General features: G+C 33.2%; 17 protein-coding genes. 7 read left to right on the top strand and 10 right to left on the bottom strand.

Annotation, left to right across the window (positions count from 1 at the left end; genetic code table 11):
- Positions 1–536 precede the first annotated feature (536 nt).
- The 5 genes from LQ673_RS08185 to LQ673_RS08205 all read right to left on the bottom strand — a co-directional run bounded on the left by LQ673_RS08185 (position 537) and on the right by LQ673_RS08205 (position 6,843).
- Positions 537–2,009 (bottom strand): catalase, encoded by a 1,473-nt coding sequence (locus tag LQ673_RS08185; protein WP_037589095.1) that lies wholly within the window; start codon positions 2,007–2,009, stop codon positions 537–539.
- 325 nt (positions 2,010–2,334) lie between these two features.
- Entirely contained in the window at positions 2,335–2,796 is a 462-nt protein-coding gene (locus LQ673_RS08190; RefSeq protein WP_191836521.1) for an NUDIX domain-containing protein, read from the bottom strand.
- Positions 2,797–2,820: 24 nt separating this feature from the next.
- Positions 2,821–3,753, bottom strand: coding sequence for a DMT family transporter (locus LQ673_RS08195; protein ID WP_191836520.1), 933 nt, complete (start codon positions 3,751–3,753; stop codon positions 2,821–2,823).
- Positions 3,750–5,048 (bottom strand): D-serine ammonia-lyase, encoded by a 1,299-nt coding sequence (locus LQ673_RS08200; protein WP_191836519.1) that lies wholly within the window; start codon positions 5,046–5,048, stop codon positions 3,750–3,752. The genes LQ673_RS08195 and LQ673_RS08200 overlap by 4 nt, the downstream gene beginning before the upstream one ends.
- Positions 5,049–5,397: 349 nt before the next feature.
- Positions 5,398–6,843 (bottom strand): carbon starvation CstA family protein, encoded by a 1,446-nt coding sequence (locus LQ673_RS08205; protein WP_191836518.1) that lies wholly within the window; start codon positions 6,841–6,843, stop codon positions 5,398–5,400.
- A gap of 220 nt (positions 6,844–7,063) precedes the next feature.
- Here LQ673_RS08205 and fdhF point away from each other — a divergent pair, with 220 nt between their 5' ends.
- From fdhF to LQ673_RS08225, 4 genes are all read left to right on the top strand, one after another.
- A complete protein-coding gene (gene fdhF / locus LQ673_RS08210; protein WP_191836517.1) occupies positions 7,064–10,003 on the top strand; it encodes a formate dehydrogenase subunit alpha in 2,940 nt (979 codons plus the stop codon).
- Entirely contained in the window at positions 10,003–10,473 is a 471-nt protein-coding gene (locus tag LQ673_RS08215; protein WP_037589089.1) for a helical membrane plugin domain-containing protein, read from the top strand. Before fdhF ends, LQ673_RS08215 begins: the two co-directional genes overlap by 1 nt.
- Before the next feature lie 107 nt (positions 10,474–10,580).
- Positions 10,581–11,366, top strand: coding sequence for an N-acetylglucosaminidase (locus LQ673_RS08220; protein ID WP_371683276.1), 786 nt, complete (start codon positions 10,581–10,583; stop codon positions 11,364–11,366).
- Positions 11,367–11,471: 105 nt separating this feature from the next.
- Entirely contained in the window at positions 11,472–12,599 is a 1,128-nt protein-coding gene (locus LQ673_RS08225) for an FAD-dependent monooxygenase (RefSeq protein ID WP_191836516.1), read from the top strand.
- Between the two features lie 526 nt (positions 12,600–13,125).
- Here the strand turns inward: LQ673_RS08225 and LQ673_RS08230 are convergent.
- Both LQ673_RS08230 and LQ673_RS08235 read right to left on the bottom strand, forming a co-directional pair.
- Positions 13,126–14,673 carry a solute symporter family protein gene (locus LQ673_RS08230; protein WP_191836515.1) on the bottom strand — a complete coding sequence of 516 codons (1,548 nt, stop codon included), beginning with the start codon at positions 14,671–14,673 and terminating at the stop codon, positions 13,126–13,128.
- Entirely contained in the window at positions 14,670–14,981 is a 312-nt protein-coding gene (locus LQ673_RS08235; protein ID WP_037589086.1) for a DUF485 domain-containing protein, read from the bottom strand. The genes LQ673_RS08230 and LQ673_RS08235 overlap by 4 nt, the downstream gene beginning before the upstream one ends.
- Before the next feature lie 261 nt (positions 14,982–15,242).
- Between LQ673_RS08235 and LQ673_RS08240 the strand changes: the two genes are divergently transcribed.
- The 3 genes from LQ673_RS08240 to gmpC are packed head-to-tail and all read left to right on the top strand — an operon-like array spanning position 15,243 to position 17,791.
- Positions 15,243–16,262: a methionine ABC transporter ATP-binding protein gene (locus tag LQ673_RS08240; protein ID WP_191836514.1), complete on the top strand. Its 1,020-nt coding sequence runs from the start codon at positions 15,243–15,245 to the stop codon at positions 16,260–16,262.
- Positions 16,262–16,921, top strand: coding sequence for a methionine ABC transporter permease (locus LQ673_RS08245; protein WP_239705362.1), 660 nt, complete (start codon positions 16,262–16,264; stop codon positions 16,919–16,921). The genes LQ673_RS08240 and LQ673_RS08245 overlap by 1 nt, the downstream gene beginning before the upstream one ends.
- 27 nt (positions 16,922–16,948) lie before the next feature.
- Positions 16,949–17,791: a dipeptide ABC transporter glycylmethionine-binding lipoprotein gene (gmpC, locus tag LQ673_RS08250; RefSeq protein WP_191836513.1), complete on the top strand. Its 843-nt coding sequence runs from the start codon at positions 16,949–16,951 to the stop codon at positions 17,789–17,791.
- A 46-nt stretch (positions 17,792–17,837) separates the two neighbouring features.
- Here gmpC and LQ673_RS08255 read toward each other — a convergent pair whose 3' ends face one another.
- The 3 genes from LQ673_RS08255 to LQ673_RS08265 all read right to left on the bottom strand — a co-directional run bounded on the left by LQ673_RS08255 (position 17,838) and on the right by LQ673_RS08265 (position 20,463).
- Positions 17,838–19,127 carry a cation:dicarboxylate symporter family transporter gene (locus LQ673_RS08255; RefSeq protein WP_037589120.1) on the bottom strand — a complete coding sequence of 430 codons (1,290 nt, stop codon included), beginning with the start codon at positions 19,125–19,127 and terminating at the stop codon, positions 17,838–17,840.
- A 232-nt stretch (positions 19,128–19,359) separates the two neighbouring features.
- Positions 19,360–19,758: a DUF4870 domain-containing protein gene (locus tag LQ673_RS08260; RefSeq protein WP_037589082.1), complete on the bottom strand. Its 399-nt coding sequence runs from the start codon at positions 19,756–19,758 to the stop codon at positions 19,360–19,362.
- Positions 19,759–19,902: 144 nt separating this feature from the next.
- The gene (locus LQ673_RS08265; protein WP_025906859.1) at positions 19,903–20,463 is read right to left on the bottom strand and encodes a CHAP domain-containing protein; all 561 of its coding nucleotides are present in this window, start codon (positions 20,461–20,463) and stop codon (positions 19,903–19,905) included.
- Positions 20,464–20,819 lie beyond the last annotated feature (356 nt).

The following is a 20,819-nucleotide window of genomic DNA, read 5'->3' on the forward strand; positions in this document are numbered from 1 at the left end:
CATAATTCTGAGAAATGTCCGTAAGAGGTACTGTTAAGGACAGAATTCCGAGAAATGTCCGTAAGAGGCGTCGTTAGGGACAGAATTCCGAGAAATGTCCGTAAGAGGTGCTGTTAAGGACAGAATTCTGAGAAATGTCCCTTACTGAGTACCCTCTAATTACCACAATTCAAAATAATGGAAGTTAGCGCATTCTAATTACCACAATTCAGAAAAATGGAAGTTAGCGTATTCTAATTACCAGAATTCAGAAAAATGGAAGTTAGCGTATTCTAATTACCAGAATTCAGAAAAATGGAAGTTAGCGTATTCTAATTACCACAATTCGAAATAATGGAAGTTACAGCATTCTAATTACCAGAATTCATAATAATGGAAGTTAGCGCGTTCTAATTACCACAATTCAGAATAATGGTAGTAAGCGATACTCAATTACAAAACTTTATAATAATGTAGTCTGAGACACTGAGATGTCTCAGACACTATATAAAAAAATAGCGTATAGGACAGTCATTGTCCTATACGCTATTTATATATTATCCTTCTAAATCAACTGAGTTGATATCAATGCCTAATGCGTCTGCTACACCTTTACCGTAGTCTGGATCTGCTTTATAACAGTTACGGATGTGACGGTGTTTTACTTCGTCAGTAGTGCCTTGCATTTCGTTAGCTGTATTTTGGAAAATACGTTGTTGTTGCTCTGGTGATTGTAGACGGAATAATTTACCTGGTTGTTCATAGTAATTATCGTCATCTTCACGGAAGTCGTGTTCGTATAATTCACCTTCAAGTTCTAAACCTGGTTTTTTGTATTCTGGTTGTGATTGATGTGCTTCATAACTATTTGGATAGTAGTTAATGCCGCCACCTTGGTTACCATCTACTCTCATTTGTCCATCTCTTGAGAATGGGCAAACATTTGTTGCAGCTTTTGGTGAGTTTACTGGGATTTGCCAGTGGTTAACACCTAAGCGGTAACGTTGTGCATCTCCGTATGAGAATAAACGACCTTGTAACATTTTATCTGGAGAGAAGTCTATACCAGGGATGATGTTTGTTGGTGCAAATGCAGCTTGTTCAACATCTTGGAAATAGTTCTCTGGGTTACGGTTTAATTCGAATTCACCAACTGGAATTAATGGGTATTCGTCTTTGAACCAAACTTTAGTTAAGTCGAATGGGTTATCTTTATGATTTCTAGCTTGTTCTTCAGTCATAACTTGAATGTACATTTTCCATTTAGGGAAATTGCCTTCTTCAATCGCGTTGAATAAGTCTCTTTGACTTGATTCGCGGTCTTTAGCAATTACTTGTTCAGCTTCTTCTGCTGTGTAATTTTCAATACCTTGTTGTGTTCTGAAGTGGAATTTAACCCATACACGTTCACCTGCATCGTTGTACATTGAGTAAGTGTGTGAACCGAAACCGTGCATGTTACGGAATCCTTTTGGAATACCTCTGTCTGTCATTAAAATTGTAACTTGGTGTAAAGCTTCAGGTAATAATGTCCAGAAGTCCCAGTTTGATTGTGGGTTATGCATGTTTGTTTTAGGGTCACGTTTAACAACATGGTTTAAACTTGCAAATAATTTAGGATCACGGAAGAAGAATACAGGTGTGTTGTTACCAACTAAGTCCCAGTTACCTTCTTCAGTATAGAATTTAAGTGCGAAACCACGGATGTCACGTTCAGCATCTGCAGCACCACGTTCACCAGCAACTGTAGAGAAACGTGCAAACATTTCAGTTTGTTTACCAATTTCAGAGAATATTTTAGCATTTGTATATTGTGTTATATCATGTGTAACAGTAAAAGTACCGAACGCACCAGAACCTTTAGCATGCATACGACGCTCTGGAATCACTTCTCTGTCGAAATGTGCCATTTGTTCTAAGAAATAAATATCTTGCATAGCAAGTGGTCCGCGTTTACCAGCAGTTAATGAATTTTCACGATCTGATACTGGCGCACCAAAAAGTCCTGTAAGTTTTGATTTATTACTCATATCATAATCCTCCTCAAGAATTCTTAATTATAATAATTCTAATTTCATATTAATTATAATTTAAAGTAAGCAAAGTGACAAGTAAAAGAATAAATAATACAGAAAGAATTACGGTGCTACTTTGTTATATATTTAGATATAATAACCTAAAAGTGTAAAAACTAAACATTATATAGGGCTTTTTGACTAAATTTTACGGTTTGTACACAAATTGTTAATAGAATATATTTTATTTAAAATGAGAATTGGACAGATTAATTGATTATAAGAACTATAAATAATAAAAAAAGAACGCGTTTTTTCGCGTTCTTAATAGAAATAAATATTATTTAGGTAAATCTCTGTCAATAAATAGTGGCTCGACATCTACTTTTTTCAATATGATTTCTTTTGCTTTTTGAGGTAGCAGTTTAATTTCAGGAATTTCTGAGACTCTTAATGATACATATTTAACTTTTTGATCGAAGGGAATGGTCAAGTCTTCTATAGATTCATTAATTGTAGCATGGTAAATAAATAATATTTCGTGATAAGACGTACTTTCATATTCAAAGAAATTTTGAACTGTTGTTAAAAAGTAAATATCATCACATTCAATATTGAGTTCTTCTTTGATTTCACGTTTAATAGCTGAGTCTGAGCTTTCGAAATATTTAACTCTGCCACCAATTAATGCATAAAAATCGTGTTTTTTATCATAGTGAAAACAATAACCATGCTTATCTTTGATGATTGCGCCAACTCTAATGTTCAACATACCATCGCCTGATTTAAGAGAAAGATCCATCACAACGACCTCCTTAGTATTAAATTAGAATAATTTAAGAATGACAATGCCGACAAAGACTAATATCGCACCAATTAATCGTCTCGTTGTAATTTTAAATTTTGGTGTATTAAATAAACCGAAGTGATCAATTAAAAGTCCCATTAACATTTGTCCAAATATAACGACCATTAATGTAAGTGCTGCACCGAGTTCAGGCATAAGTAATATGTTCGTCGTAACAAATACAACACCTAATGCACCACCAATAAAGTAGATCGGTTTAATCGTACCTTGTTCAGGTTGATGGAAGCTAAAACGAATTCTACGAACAAGAATAAGTGAAAGAATGAATAAAGCGATTGTCCCAACTGCGAATGATATAAGTGCTGAAAAATAAAATGAATCTACTTCATATCTAAGTGCACTATTAATAGCTGTTTGAATAGGGGGAAGACAACCCGTCATAATACCGAGAATCATCCAATAATTAGTATAATTAGATTGCGTTGTAATAACACGTGATGATTTCTTTTTATAATTCATTAATAATATACCCAGTAACATCAGAATTACGCCAGAAATTCTGCCGATATTGATTGTATGAATGTCAGCATCAAATAATCCGAATTGGTCGATGATCAGTCCCATTATAATTTGACCGGAAACTGTCATCACGACTGTTAATGCTGCGCCAATTCTTGGAAGTAATAATAAATTACCTGTTAAAAAGACGACGCCTAATAGACCACCTGTAAACCAAACGTATGAAAAGTCTTGATTCATTATAAATGAAGGTGTTAATTTTTGTGGGTTCATAATGGTATTCACAATGATTAACACGATCGTTCCGATTAAGAATGAATAAAATGATGCAAGTATAGGTGATTTCGTGTAACTACCAAGTTTCGTGTTAATAGATGTTTGTAATGGTACACATAACCCTGCTAAAATGCCTAGAATAATTAATAAAATCAATCTTCATAACCCCTTTTTTCTATATCTACAGCTTCTTGATAATAAATCTTTTGTTCATTTTCTGGCACCATGTTACCGCCTGTTGACCAAACGAGGTGCGTGGCATTTTCGGAATCATAATTTAAATCATGAATATATTTTAAACCTTGGAAACCTGAAGTAGCAGAAGGTTCTATAAAGATATTCTCATGATCTTTTAATGTTTTTAAATAAAGATAAAGTTGATGGTCATTTACTGTACATGAACCAAATAATAATGAAGTCATAATGTTGCCGACTAATTTCGATGGACGACTAACTGCTAAACCATCTGCAATTGTTTTCCCGGATAAACCTATATCTTGAACGGAAATTTGATCATGTAGCTGTGAAATCATGCCTAAAGTCATACAAGGTGCTTCAGTAGGTTCGATAAAGATAGGATGTACATGATCGCCATAAATGAGTTTTAATCCAAATGCGACACCACCAGGACCACCGCCAACGCCACATGGTAAATAGACGTATAACGGATGCGCTTTATCTACATGAATATTTAAATCTTTCAATTGATGCTTAAGTCTTAGTGCGCTAACTGCATATCCTAAAAATAAATCTTTAGATGCTTCATCATCAACAAAGTGACAATAAGGATCATCTGCTGCAGCTTTACGACCTTCTTTTACAGCATAACCGTAATCTTGTACATGTTCTACGACTTCGACTCCTTTAGAACGGAGAAGGTCCTTTTTCCATGTCTTAGCATCTTGAGACATATGAACCGTTACTTTGAAACCTAATTTGGCACTCATAATACCGATGCTTAATCCTAAATTACCAGTAGAACCAACAGCAATTCTATATTTAGAGAAAATAGATTGATATTGTTCAGTAGCAAGAAGGCGGTAATCACTATTAATCGTAAAATCAGTTTCTTTCATAGCTGTTTCTTCAGCAAACTTTAGCACTTCATAAATGCCACCACGAGCTTTAATAGAACCAGAAATAGGTAAAGCATGGTCACCTTTAAGTAATAAACGTCCCTTTAAATGACTGAATCGTGCATTTTTAAAATGATCTAATGAAAAAATTTGAGATTCAATTTTTCCATTGTTTTGTTTCGTTTCAGGAAAGACTTCTTCAATATACGGTGCAAAACGAGCTAATCGTTGTTCAGCATCTAATACATCATCCATCGAAAATGGTAAATCAGTAGTCGTTAAATAGTCAGGATTTTTCCAAAAAACTTCTTCTCCATTTTTAATATTAGAAATAATAGTATACTTATCTTCTAATGATTTTATGTCTATAGACATGAATAATCTCTCCTTTTTAAAATATGATGTAATACAATAGTACAACTGTTTGGATATTATAGATAGATTGTGAGAATAAAAAATATATGATTATTTGTAATCTTTAACAATAATAGAAGGTTTAGAAGTTTTGGGAATTCCAAGTGTGACATGAATGTAGTGGGTCTGTTAATTACAAAAGTCGACGGAATTGTAAATAAGGGTGTCCATAGTAACAAAAGTCGTCGGAATTGTAACTACAGACGTCTATAATTACAAAATTCTACAGAATTGTAACTAAGAACCTCGCTATCATCACACCAACATACTCAAAAAAAGACTTCCGACGTATTATCGGAAGTCTCCATTATTATGATATATATAAATCTCTTGTAGGTGTTGGGATTCTGCTTGGGTCTGCATGTTTAATAATTGCACGTACATATAATGAAGCGACAATTAGAAATACGATTGAACCGCCGATTACAGATGTTTGATATGGTAATGATAATCCTTCGGGTGCATATAATACATATACACTAATTGCAGCAGTCATGAATAATGCTGGTATTCCGGCTACTAGATGTTTTTTGCCATATCTTAATAAGTAACTTACACTTACCCACAACATAACGGTTGCGACGATTTGATTTGAGAATCCAACATATCTCCATAAGAATGAATAATCAATTGTTGATAGTAAGAAAGCTGGTAACCCTACCGCAAAGCTTGCTGCGATCATTAATACTTTTGGCTTAATTTTTACTTTATCTCTCATGAAATCTTCTATAATCATTCTTGAACTTCTAAGTGCAGTATCACCTGTTGTAATAGGTAGGATGATAACACCAAGTAGTGCAAGGATACTACCGAATGGTCCTAATAGTTCCATTGAGATTTGGTCAACGACACCAGCTGGACCGATTGATTGTAATTTTGCTGCTAATCCTTCAGTACCACCGAAGAATGTCATACCAGCTGCTGCCCAAATTAATGCAATAATACCTTCTGAAATCATTGCGCCATAAAAGACTTTTCTACCTTCTGATTCATTTTTAACTGTTCTTGAAATGATTGGACTTTGCGTACAATGGAAACCTGAAATGGCACCACAAGATATTGTCACCATAAGTAATGGCCAAACAGGTAGTTCTTTAGGATGCATATTATGAATTGTAATTTCAGGAATATGCTTACCACTGAATATTAAAGCAACGGCTACACTAACTGCCATAACGATTAAGATAACACCGAATATTGGATAAATACGTCCAATAATTTTATTGATAGGAAGTATAGCTGCTAGTATAAAGTATGTAAAAATGATAACTAATGCTACGAAGAACGATATAGGTGTCTTGCTTGATAATAATTGAGCTGGCCCAGCAACAAATGCAGCTGCAACAAGTACCATCAAGACGACAGAAACTACATCTGTAAACACTCTAATAACCTTACCTAAATAATGTTGTACAAGCATAGGGAACTGTGCACCGCCATGTCTCAAACTTAACATGCCTGAGAAATAGTCATGTACACCGCCAGCGACGATACAACCTACTACAATCCAGATAAATGCTACTGGTCCATATAAAGCACCAGCTACTGCACCAAAAATCGGCCCCAATCCAGCTATGTTGAGCAGCTGAATCATCCATCCTTTCCAAGCAGGCATAGGTACAAAATCCATATTATCTTGTTTACTATACGCAGGTGTTTGTTTATCCGGATGTATCTCGAATACGCGTTCAACATATTTACCGTAAAAGATATACCCCAAAATTAAAATAATAATACTAGAAATAAATGTAACCATTGTAAAACCTTCTTTCAAACTAAGAATATTCATAGATTAGCAAATATTTAACAGTGTATCAATAATATTTTTGAAATTTCTGAAAATTTATCAATATAGTAAGTATAACAATTATTTGCAATTGTAAAATTACAAAATTATAATCAAAAGTAAGCCGTTTCATTTAATAATGAATTTGTTTGGCTTTTTTGGGCATAATTTCATAGAGGGGGTAATCAATATGCAAGAACATCAGGTTATAACAATTGATGGTAAAGATTTTCTTGTAGAAGAGGGCATGAGGCTATTGGATTTTATTAAAGCTGAAAAGTTATCTTTTGTTCCGTCTATATGCTACAACGAATCTTTAGGACCAATTGAAACGTGTGACTCATGTGTCGTCGAAGTTAATGGGCAACTTCAACGTGCATGTAGTACGATGATTGAGAATGGCATGGTTGTAAATACACAACTTGAATCCGTGAAATCAGCTCAGAAACAAGCATTGGACAGAGTGCTTGAACACCATGAATTATATTGTACAGTTTGTGATTATAATAATGGCAATTGCGAAATTCATAATACAATGGGTGAATTTGGTTTAGAACATCAATCTAATCCATTTCAATCTAAAGGTTATGAAAAAGATTTTGGGGCATTTTATAGATATGATCCAGATCAATGTATTCTATGCGGTAGATGTGTAGAAGTATGCCAAGATGTACAAGTGAACGAAACATTGACAATTGATTGGGAAAGAAAACAACCTAGAGTTATTTGGGACAATGATCGTGCGATTGATGAATCAAGTTGTGTGAACTGTGGACAATGTGTAACAGTATGTCCTTGTAATGCTTTGATGGAAAATAACATGCTAGGTAATGCAGGCTATATGACTGATCAAGAACCTGGCTTATTACGTTCGATGATTGAACTCACTAAAAAAGCTGAAACTGGATATGGACCACTGTTTGCGATTTCTGATTCAGAAGCGGCGATGCGAGAAGATGTCATTAAAAAGACGAAAACAGTATGTACTTACTGTGGTGTAGGTTGCTCATTTGATGTTTGGACAAAAGATAGAGAAATATTAAGAGTGTTACCACATGAAGATTCTCCAGCAAATCATATTTCTACGTGTGTTAAAGGGAAATTTGCATGGGACTATGTGAATTCTGAAGATAGATTAACGAAACCTTTAGTTAGAAAAGAAGGCTATTTCCAAGAAGTTGAATGGGACGAAGCTTTAAGAGTGATCAGTACCCGATTTTCTCAAATTAAAAATCAATACGGTAAAGATGCATTAGCGTTTATTTCATCTTCTAAATGTACAAATGAAGAATCTTATTTAATGCAGAAATTAGCGAGACAAGTTATTGGGACGCATAATGTCGATAATTGTTCAAGGTATTGTCAATCACCAGCTACTCAAGGATTGTTTAGAACAGTAGGTTACGGTGGCGATTCAGGTTCAATTGAAGATTTAGAAAAAGCTAAAATGGTCATTACTATTGGTACAAACACAGCTGAAGCACATCCAGTTATTGCGAGTAGAATTAAACGTGCACATAAATTATTGGGACAAAAATTATATGTATTTGATATTAGAAAACATGAGATGGCTGAACGTGCAGATAAATTTTATCAACCAAATCCTGGTACAGATTTAGTTTGGCTATCAGCTGTAACAAAATATATTATCGACCAAAATTGGCACGATGAAGCTTTTATCAATAAATGGGTTAATGATTTTGATAGTTATTATGAGAGTCTTAATACATTTACGTTAGAGTATGCAGAAAGTCTAACGGGCATTAGTCAAACAGAACTTAAACATATTGCTAAACAAGTTGCAGAAACTGAATCTCTATCCATCTGTTGGGCAATGGGTGTAACGCAACATCGTATCGGTAGTGATACAAGTACAGCTATTTCTAACTTATTATTAGTGACAGGGAATTATATGAGACCTGGCACAGGTGCTTATCCACTAAGAGGTCACAACAATGTTCAAGGATGTAGTGATATGGGCAGTATGCCTAACACATTCCCAGGATATCAAGATGTCTCTGATGATGAAGTGAGACATAAATTTGAACAAGCTTGGCAAGTTTCGCTCGATTCAGAAAGAGGGTTGGACAACCATCAAATGATAGATAGTATACATGAAGGTACATTACACTCACTTTATATTAAAGGTGAAGATACAGGTGTTGTAGACGCTAATATCAATTATGTCAGATCAGCATTTGAGAAAATTGATTTCTTAGTCGTTCAAGATTTATTTTTATCAAAAACAGCCGAATTTGCGGATGTTGTCTTACCAGCATCTCCTTCATTAGAAAAAGATGGTACATTTACAAACACTGAAAGACGCGTTCAAAGAATCAATAAAGCATTAGACACGCTTGGAGATTCTAAACCAGACTGGGAAATCATTCAATTAATTGCTCAGTCACTTGGCGCAGATTGGGATTATCAACATCCTAGTGAAATATGGTATGAAGCACAATCACTCATGCCTTTAGTCAAAGGTATTACGTATGATCGTTTAGAAGGATTTGATAGTTTACAATGGCCAATGAATGATGATGGCACTGATACACCATTATTATATACAGAAAGATTTAATTTCCCTGATGGCAAAGCTAGACTTTATCCATTGTCATTTAATGTTGAATCTAAAAAGACTAAAGAAATGTCATTACACGTTAACAATGGACGTGTCTTAGAACATTTCCATGAAGGTAATATGACTTATCAAGTACCAGGTTTAAAATATAAATTGCCTAGAAACTTCTGTGAAATTTCTAAAGAACTTGCTGAAGAACACGGTATCGAAAATGGTGCGAGAGTTAAAGTAACTTCTAAAGTAGGTACAGTAGAAGTGAATGTGCAAGTAACAGACAGAGTAGCAGGTAATAATATTTATATTCCATTAAATGATCAGAATGAAGGTGCACCTAACTTTGTAACAGATAGTGATGTTGATAAAGATACAAATACACCAGCATATAAAGATAATTATGCGAAGTTAGAAGTTGTCACTAAAAAAGGCAAATCACCTATACCTAAACATAATTCACGTTTTGGTAATAGACAGCCACAGATTAGTGTGAGAGTACAAGATAAGTGGGCGAAATCTAGTTATACATTCCCTAGTAAAGGTGGCGATTTATAATGGGTGAAAGAGTTAAAGTGATTAAGAAAATTCATAAAAGTAGAGAATATATAATTGAAGAAAATATGAATGACATTAAATCACGATTATCAGATCGAAAAATTGCCATTGAAAAAGGGATTGATATACTCGATGCACTGGAAGAAGCGGAAGCACTGGATGCTTTTCATGCAGCCATTGTGCAACGTAAAATCATTACAAAAAATATCGTCAATGAACTGAATAAAGAACAATATGAAGGTATTTTAGGAAATCTGGGACAAGTTCTATTTCTATTAGGAGAGCTAGATATAGAAGAAACATCGACTTTCGTGAGAAGAATTAATAACGGTATGAAAGTAGCGAATAGGGCTAATCCTTATAAGAAGACTTCTGTAACAGATTTATTAGGTGCACTTAAAGATCCAGAAATTAATCAAAGTGTAACGTTATTATTGAACTTCTTAAAAGGTATGAGTAGAGAAGAGTGAGACAGATTTCTGTCTCGCTCTTATTTTTTTTGAAAACATTTCGTTGAAATTTAAGAAAATATAAGATAAGTTAAAACAGTAACAATGCTTATACAAATAGAAGAGGTGTGAATATTATTAACTTTTTGAGAGAAAGGTTTTCTTTAATTTTAGGGCTCACAATTATTATTATATTTATTGTTTTATTATTTATTTTTGAGTCTCCTTTTTTTAAAAATCATCAAACACATACTTATGAAGAAGCGCTTGAAATTCAAACGCAAAGTGATGCACCAGCCGTTACACAAAAGGACAATAAATTTGTGTATGCTGATAAAAAAGAAATCGATAAATTTATGGATATCGACAAAAGTCAGACAGACTTTCAATTCATAGATATATCTAAAAAAGTAGATGTATCAGAAAAACAAGTTAAAGAAATTTTAAAAGATAAAGGCATATTAAAAGGTAAAGAAAAAGCTTTTATAGATGCTCAAGAAAAATATGATGTCAATGTCATATACTTGATGAGCCATGCTTTTATCGAAACTGGCAATGGTAATTCTGAATTGGCTAGTGGTGTCAAAATGTCCAACGGTAAAACATTCTATAATTTTTATGGAATCGGGGCATTTGATCAAGATGCTGTAGAAACGGGTAGTAGTTATGCGCGTAAAAAAGGTTGGACTTCTCCAGAAAAAGCTATAAATGGAGGCGCTGAATTTATTAAAAAGGATTATCTTAACAATGGGCAAGACACATTATATAAAATGAGATGGAACCCTTATAATCCTGGACAACACTTATATGCAACAGATGTGAATTGGGCAACTAGTATCGGTAAAATTATGGAAGGTTATTATGATGACCATAATTTGAAAAAATCAAAAGTCCATAAAGACTATTACAAATAAAGTTTACCCCTAGTTCAATATGAACTGGGGGTAAAGATATGTAAGGATTCATGTTAAAATAAAGCTTATAATCAAATTTTTATTTCAAAGAAAGTAGTGAACAAAATGAAAATTGCTGTAATTGGGGCAGGCATCGGTGGGTTAACGACTGCTGGATTACTAACTCAAACGGGACATGAAGTTTATGTTTATGAACAACGTAGAAATTTAGACCAAGATGGTGCTGGTCTAGGCATTGGAAGTAATGTCCTTAAAGCATTGAAACAATATAAAATGGCATATGCAATTGAGCAAGAAGGCCAGCCATTAAGAAAAATAGAAATTAGATCTGATTTAGATGAATTTTTAAATTCATTAATGATGAATCAAGATGAACATAAAAATATTACGATTCATAGAAAAGTGTTACATGAAATCTTAAAAACACATGTACCAACAGATAATATTTATTTAAATCACGAAGTTAAAACATTTAAGCAAACAGCTGACGATGTACGTCTTTATTTTACAAATGGTTTAGAAGAACAATTTGACTTAGTAATTGCAGCAGATGGTATACATTCAAAAGTAAGAACACAACTGTATCCAAAATCATCACCTAAGTACGCTGGGTACACTTGTTTCAGAGGTGTTGTAAACGAGAAGTTAAATATCGAACAAGATGTTACTTTAGAATATTGGGGACATAAAGGAAGATTTGGCATTGTACCTTTAAAAGACAACGAATTATACTGGTTCTGTACAATGAATGCTAAAGAAAATGATTTACAATTTAAGTCATTTGAGAAACCACATCTTCAAGCATACTTCAATCAATTCCCAGATGAAGTAAGAACTGTATTAGATGCACAAGAAGAAACAGGCATACTACATCATGATATGTATGACTTAGTTCCATTGAAATCTTTCGTTTCAAATAGAGTAGTTCTATTAGGTGACGCAGCACATGCAACAACACCGAACATGGGACAAGGTGCAGGCCAAGCAATAGAAGATGCCGTAACATTAGTTAATTTAATTAACGATCGAGATATAGAATCAGCCTTAAAACGATATGATAAGTTAAGAACGAAACATACTAAAAAAGTCATCTTAAAATCAAGAAAAATCGGTAAAGCAGCACAATCATCAAGTACTTTAAAAATTAAAATGAGAAATAAAATGCTTAAACAAAAATCTTCAAAATCACTTAGCAAAAAAGTGAAGTTCTTACAAAAAGCAAAATTAAAATAAGAAAAAACCGCTTAGACACGATGGATGTCTAAGCGGTTTTTGACATTAAATAGGTTAGTTGGTTGATTTAATTACCAGAATTCTGAGAAATGGTAGTTAGAATTGTCTAATTAGGGACATTTCTCGGAATTGTGTCTCTAACATCACTCCTTAGGGACATTATTCGGAATTGTGTCTCTAACAGCACTCCTTAGGGACATTACTCAGAATTGTGTCCCTAACAGCACTCCTTAGGGACATTACTCAGAATTGTGTCCCCAACACGACCTCTTAGGGACATTTCTCGGAATTGTGTCTCTAACAGCACTTCTTAGGGACATTTCTCGGAATTGTGTCTCTAACAGCACTTCTTAGGGACATTATTTGGAATTATGTCTCTAACAGCACTCCTTAGGGACATTATTTGTAATTGTGTCCCTAACACAGCCCATTAGGGACATTACTCAGAATTGTGTCTCTAACACCGCCCGTTACGGACATTTCTCAGAATTCTGTCCCTAAATACTTCCACAACACTATCTAATTTTTAATGTGTAATATCTGAAGTTGATATTCCGGTTGCTGATTTAACTTGAACTTCTTGGAATTTATCATGTGATTCTGATTTACCTAGGAATGTTCCTAAAAATGCTCCAATAAAGCCTGCTGGTACTGATATGATTGCAGGGTTTGATAATGGGAATATTGGCGACATTGTTATAAATGCTGTTCCTGCTGGATTCATGACATTTGGACTTAGAATAACGAGTATAAGTGACATGATTAAGCCGACAGCGATTCCTGTGATTGCACCGTGTGTGTTAAATCTCTTCCAAAATATCGTAAATACAATGACAGGTAAGTTAGCACTTGCTGCGACACAAAATGCTAATGATACTAAGAATGCCACGTTTAAATTTTGAGCAAATAAGGCTAATATAATGGATACAACTGAAACGGTTAATGAAGCTAATTTTGCTGCTTTCATCTGTTCACGTTCGCTTATTTTACCTTTTTTAATAACTTGCCCGTAAATATCATGTGCGAATGCAGACGCGCCTGTTAATACTAAACCTGCTACTACTGCTAAAATCGTCGCAAATGCAACGGCAGAAACAAATGACATTAAGAAATCTCCACCTAATTTTGCTGCTAATAATGGAGCTGCCATATTACCTGCAGGGTTAGCTGCAATAATTTCTTCACGTGTTAATAATGCTGCTGCACCAAATCCAAGGAAGATTGTTAAAATGTAGAAGATACCGATAATCCATGTTGCCCACATTACAGAAGATCTTGCCGTTTTAGCATCTTTAACTGTAAAGAATCTCATCAATATGTGTGGTAAACCAGCTGTACCAAAGAGTAACGCAATAATTAATGAGATGTTATCTAATGGTGGTTTACCTTGTGAACCTGGATTAATAAATTCACCTTTGAAATCTGATGACTTAATGTTATGCATTTCACCAAACATCGTAGAAAGATTGAAGTCAAAATGTAATAACACTAAAAATGAAATAATTACTGTACCTATCATAAGTAATACCGCTTTAACCATTTGTACCCAACTTGTTGCTGTCATACCACCAAATAATACGTAAATAGTCATCATAATACCAACTAGAATAACAGCGAGTGTATAAGGTATACCAAATAGTAATTGAATAAGTGCACCTGCTCCAACGAGTTGTGCAAGCATGTAGAAAATAACTATTGTAATAGAAGAAACTGCAGCCATAGCTCTTACTTTTTTTAATTCAAATCGTGCTGCAATCATATCTGCTAAAGTATATTTACCAAGGTTTCTTAATGGCTCAGCTACGATGTATAACACAATAAGATAAGCTGTTAAATAACCAATACTATAGAAGAAACCATCAAACCCCCATAATGCGATGGCACCTGCTATACCTAAAAATGATGCGGCTGATAAATAATCACCTGCGATTGCCAAACCATTTTGCCAACCTGTTAAGCCGCCACCAGCAGTGTAGAAGTCATTTGCTGATTGCGTTCTTTTAGATGCAAAATATGTAATAAATAATGTGATCCCGACAAATATTAAAAACATAACGACAACGATGACATTCATAAGTTTTGCTCCTCTCTATATGCTTTTAATAGTTCCTCAGCATCTTTATCAAAAGATTTTGCTTTTCGCATGTACAAAGTGACAAGTGTCCAAACCATAATGAATAATAATAAAGCGTAAATCCATGCCCATGAAATATTCCAAAATGCAATATTATTCAAGATGTTTGTATAACCAGTCAACACTGGAAATAGGAGTGTTGCCAAAATAAAGAATATAGAGATAGGAAATATAAAACTATTTCTTTTTTTCAGAAGTTCTTTAAACTTTGGATCTGCTGCTAAACGCTTGAAATCATGCTCTGCCATACTCATAACCCCCTTAATTATAGATGTAAAAATACATCTTAATTTTCATTTTATTTGTTGTTCACAAAGTTGTCAATAATTTATTGATAGCGCTTACATTTATAAAAATTCATTAAGAAAATGTTAATCAATCATTAAAGAGAAAAAATACAATCCAAATAAATGAATATTTAGAAAAATTTGATTATAAGTATTGACGATAAATGGAAACACCCATATAATTCTTATCATATTAATAAGAATTCGGAAGGGATAAATAAGATGATTGAATTTAAAAATGTAAATAAAATTTTCCAGCAAAAGAATTCTGAAATCCAAGCTTTAAAAGATGTCAGTTTTAAAGTCGAAGAACAAGATATTTTTGGCGTAATTGGATATAGTGGTGCAGGAAAAAGTACGTTAATAAGACTTGTTAATGCTTTGGAAGAGAAAACAACGGGAGAGGTCATTGTTAATGGCCATGACATCAATCAATATTCAAAGAAAGAATTACAAAGCGTTAAGAAGAATATCGGCATGATATTTCAACATTTCAATTTATTAAATTCTAAGACAGTATTTAATAATGTTGCGATGCCACTTATTTTGCAAGGTACAAGTAAAGAAAAAATTAAAGCCAAAGTAGATGAACTATTAAAGTTTGTTGGACTACAGGATAAAGGGAAGCAATATCCTAATGAACTATCTGGAGGACAAAAACAAAGAGTGGCTATTGCAAGAGCACTCGTGACAGATCCAAAAATATTATTATGTGACGAAGCAACTAGTGCACTTGACCCGGCAACGACAGATTCTATATTGAAATTATTAAAAAATGTCAATGAAGAATTTGGAGTCACAATTCTACTGATTACACATGAAATGAGTGTGATACAAAAGATTTGTAACAAAGTCGCAGTCATGGAAAATGGAAGAGTTATCGAAATTGGACCTGTATTAGATGTCTTTAGTCACCCTAAAACAGCTACAGCTAAGAATTTTGTATCTACCGTTATTACAACAGATATATCAGATAATTTAAGAAAGTTAATACCGACTGATCAACATGCAACAGACATTAAATTATACATAGATGGAGAGAAAGTGACACAATCCATCATTAATGATTTAATTACAAAATATCAAGTTCAAATTAATGTCTTGTTTGCTTCAATGTCAGATATTCAAGGCACACCAGTAGGGTACTTAACGTTACGTCTGAAGGGTGACGATAGTGCAATTAGAAGAAGTTTTGCCCATTTAGATTCATTAAATATAGAATTTGAGGAGGTTGGTGCATAATGTTCGGATCATCATTAGATTCTTCACTATTGTTAGATTCTATATATCAAATTTTATATATGGTAACTGTGTCACTTGTATTAGGTGCATTAATCGGTATTCCATTAGGCATTTTGTTAGTGATTACTAGAAAAAACGGTATATGGGAAAATGTCATCATTTATTATTTACTTAATCCAATTATTAATATATTTAGATCTTTACCTTTCATTATATTATTAATTGCGATTGTACCTTTTACGAAATTAATTGTAGGTACTTCAATAGGTACATCTGCAGCAATTGTACCACTGACTGTTTATGTTGCACCTTACATAGCAAGATTAGTTGAAAACTCATTATTAGAAGTTAATTCTGGTGTTATTGAAGCTGCACATTCAATGGGTGCTTCACCCATTCAAATTATTAGATATTTCTTATTACCAGAAGCACTAGGGTCATTAATCTTAGCATTAACGACTTCAATTATTGGTTTAATTGGTGCTACTGCAATGGCCGGTGCAGTTGGTGGTGGCGGAATAGGTGACTTAGCACTTGCATATGGCTATCAAAGATTTGATACAATCGTCATCGTTATCACCGTTATTATACTTGTTATTATGGTACAAGTTATTCAATCTCTAGGTAATGTCTTATCTAGATTAGTACGCAGAAGTTAAATATTTTAATATAAAGGAGCAATTCAAATGAAGAAAGTCTTAACATTATTAGTAGCATTAGTATTATTACTCGCAGCATGTGGAGATAAGAAAGACGACAAGAAAGTAACAATTGGTATCGCATCAAATGACACAGCAGTTTGGGACAAAGTAAAAGAATTAGCTAAAAAAGATGGTATTGAAGTTGAAATCAAACAGTTTTCAGACTACAATGTTCCAAATAAAGCTTTATCAGACGGAGATATTGATTTAAATGCCTTCCAACATTTCGCATTTTTAGATCAATTTAAGAAAGCAAATAAAGGTACAGATATTACTCCAATAAGAACGACAGTGTTTGCGCCATTAGGTATATATTCTAAAGAATTAAAAGATGTTAAAGATTTAAAAAATGGTGCTAAAGTCGTAATTCCAAATGATGTTTCAAACCAAGCAAGAGCGTTAAAATTATTAGAAAAAGCAGGTTACATTAAATTAGATAAGAACTTCGGTTTAAGTGGTGGACCTAAAGACATTGTTGAGAATAAAAAGAATTTAAACATTAAAGCTGTAGATGCACAACAAACAGCGAGAGCATTAGATGAAGTGGATATTGCTGTTATCAATAATGGTGTAGCTTCAAAAGCTGGATTAGATCCTAAAAACGACCCTATCTTCTTAGAAGATCCAGATGCTAATGCAGCTAAACCTTATATCAACTTTATCGCAGCAAATACAAAAGACAAAGATAATAAAACATATAAGAAAATTGCGGAATTATATCATTCAGAAGAAGCTAAAGATGCTTTAAAAGAAGATACTAAAGACGGAGAAATTGTTGTTGATTTAAAACAAGATGAAATTAAAGAAATTGTGGATTCACTTAAATAAATTAAAATAAAAAGATTCGGCTCCCCTTAGCCGAATCTTTTTTATTTTATGCTTTTTTTAATGTTTTTAAATATTCTTGACCTTTTTCATGATCATATTTGTTTTCCCATTTAGAGATTACAATTGTTGATAACGCGTTACCTACAACATTGACACATGTTCTAGTCATATCTAATAGTCTGTCTATACCGATAATTAATGCAAGTCCTTCTGGATTTAATCCCATAGACCCTAATGTTGTAATAAGAACAACTATAGAAGTACCAGGTACAGCTGCCATACCTTTAGATGTAATCATTAATGTAAACATTAATATTAACTGTTCAACAAGCGTTAAATGAACACCATACATCTGAGCAACAAATAATGCTGCGATTGATTGGTATAAAGCTGATCCATCAAGGTTAAATGTATATCCTGTTGGTACTACAAATGAAACAATATCTTTTGGTGCACCGAACTTTTCCATTTTTTCCATGACTGATGGTAGAACCGTTTCTGAACTTGAAGTTGAGAACGCTAACAATAAGTCGTCTTTTAATATGCGAATAATAGAGAATACGCTGATACCACAAATTTTTGCGACAATCCCTAATACAACAATAATAAAGAATACCATTGCACCTACAACAACAGCTAATAACTTAACTAATGGAATTAAAGCAGATAATCCAAATGTCATAATCGTTACACAGATAAAAGCAAATACACCATATGGCGCTAATCGTAATATTCTATGTATCATCCAGAATACAGCTTCTAATGTTCCGCTTAATACATCTTTAACTGGTTGACCTTTTTCACCAACAGCAGCGATTGCTAATCCGAAGAATACTGCAAAGAATATAATAGGTAGTAATTCTCCAGCTGTTAAAGCTTCAAATATATTTGTAGGTATGATGCTAACTATAGTATCTATCATATGGTTACCATAAGTAGACTTTTCTGCAGCATCAGCAGTTTGTTCATATTTAGAAATATCACCTTTAGGTAATTTGTTTGCGTCTATACCTAATCCAGGTTTGAATAAGTTTCCGAATATAATGCCCAACCCAATTGCAATTGTCGTGATAATTTCAAAGTATAAAATCGTTTTCCAACCATATCTACCAACTGTATGCATATCACCAACGTTTGAAATTGATAATGCTAATGAACAGAATACAATTGGAATAACAATCATTTTAATAAGATTTAAAAAGATATCTCCAATAGGTCGAATGAATTTAATTAAATGGTCTTGTCCGTGTAAAAAGTATCCTACCACAACACCTAATACTAAAGCGATTAATATTTGTGTCGGTAAGCTTATATATCTTCTTCTCGGTTTTTTAATTTTTTGATCCAAAAAAACTCCTCCTTTAAAGCACTGTAGTGATAAAGTACAAAAAAAATTATGCCTTTCCATAAAAATGGAACTGCACAAATAACGTTTAAAAAGGGGATTCATAAAATACGTCACTCTTAAGATTATAAGAGTATACGTCATTCTATCACGAATTTTAATTTTAGTATTTAATCAGTTTTACTATAAAAAAGGAAAATAACACTTTCAAAAATTGAAAGTGTTATTTGATCATACGAATTGATAATGGTGGTAAATAAGTTTCTCCATTGTATGCTTTGATAGCACCAATAACCGTAAAGACAAAAGCTAAAATAGCTAATATTGGTATTAAAATAAAACCTACTAATATTAAACATAATAGGGAAGCAACAAGCCCCCAAATCGTATATGAAATAAAGAAGTTTAAATAATCTTTACCAATTCTATCAACGAATGGAGAGTTCTCTCTTTTAATTAACCAAATGATAAGTGGCGCAAAGAATGAAGCAAAGAAACTTGTTAAGTATATAAGCATACCGAATAATCTATCATCATCAGTTGTATCAACGTGTTGTGATACTTCTTCATATGTTGAATGTGTTGAAGTTTGTTGAAATGGATTTTGTTCGTTTTCACGCATGTATAATCCCTCCTAACTTAATTCAAGTATACATTTTTTTACCGTTGCCGCCAAACAATAATATAAATTAATTATTTTATAAACAAAAAAGGAGATCTAGACAATAATATGTCCAGTCTCCATATACATGATATTCAATTAATCTTAGTGAATGTAGTTGTAAGAACCAGCTTCTGAAGCTGAGATAGTACGAGTTGATACGACACCTTCACCTTGGTAGTTCATTTCAGAAACTTCAACGCTACCGTCAGAGTTTACATTTTCAACGTATGCTACGTGTCCGTAAGCACCAGCTGTTGATTGTAAGATTGAACCTTTTTTAGGTGTGTTATTTACTGTGTAACCATCTGCTGCTGCGTTTGCTGCCCATTGGTTAGCATTTCCCCAAGTTGAGCTAATTGGTTCTCCAGCTGCTTGTCTTTTATCAAATACATAATAAGTACATTGTCCAGCAGTGTATAAGTTAGCTGATGAACTTGTAGTTTGAGTTGCAGTTTGTGTTACTGATGAAGTAAATGATTGACTCATGTTTGAAGTGTTGTAATTTTGGCTATAGTTATTAGTATAGTTAAAGTTTTGAGTTTGAGTTTGGTTTTGGACTGGAGCTTGAGCGTTATCGAAAGTATCTGCTGAAGCTTCACCATTTCCAATTATTGTTGTTGCTAATCCCGTAGATAATACTGCGAATGCTGTTAATTTTTTCATTATAAATAATCCTCCGTAAATTTCGTATATGTTTTAAATTTAAATTTTAGTTTTGTTTGTGTCGTTTTCCGACGACAAATAATACTTTAACAGATGTTTTTATGTTTGTGTGTGTTTTCATACACTTGTTACTTAATCATAATCAGATACAATATTTTAGTAATATTTATGACCAATTATGACAAACAGTAATATAGAAAATATACCGATAATATAAGGTTTTACGGTGAATTTTTAGAAAATTAATGTCATTTGCTTGTAATATTTATGTTAAGGATTAAAACATTGAAAAAGAGTAGTTAGCAAATTATTTGCGACTACTTTTTTCATATATTAAATAATATGGTTAGTTTTCT

It is taken from the genome of Mammaliicoccus sp. O-M54 (assembly GCF_022386035.1).
Classification (GTDB): Bacteria; Bacillota; Bacilli; order Staphylococcales; family Staphylococcaceae; genus Mammaliicoccus; species Mammaliicoccus sciuri_A.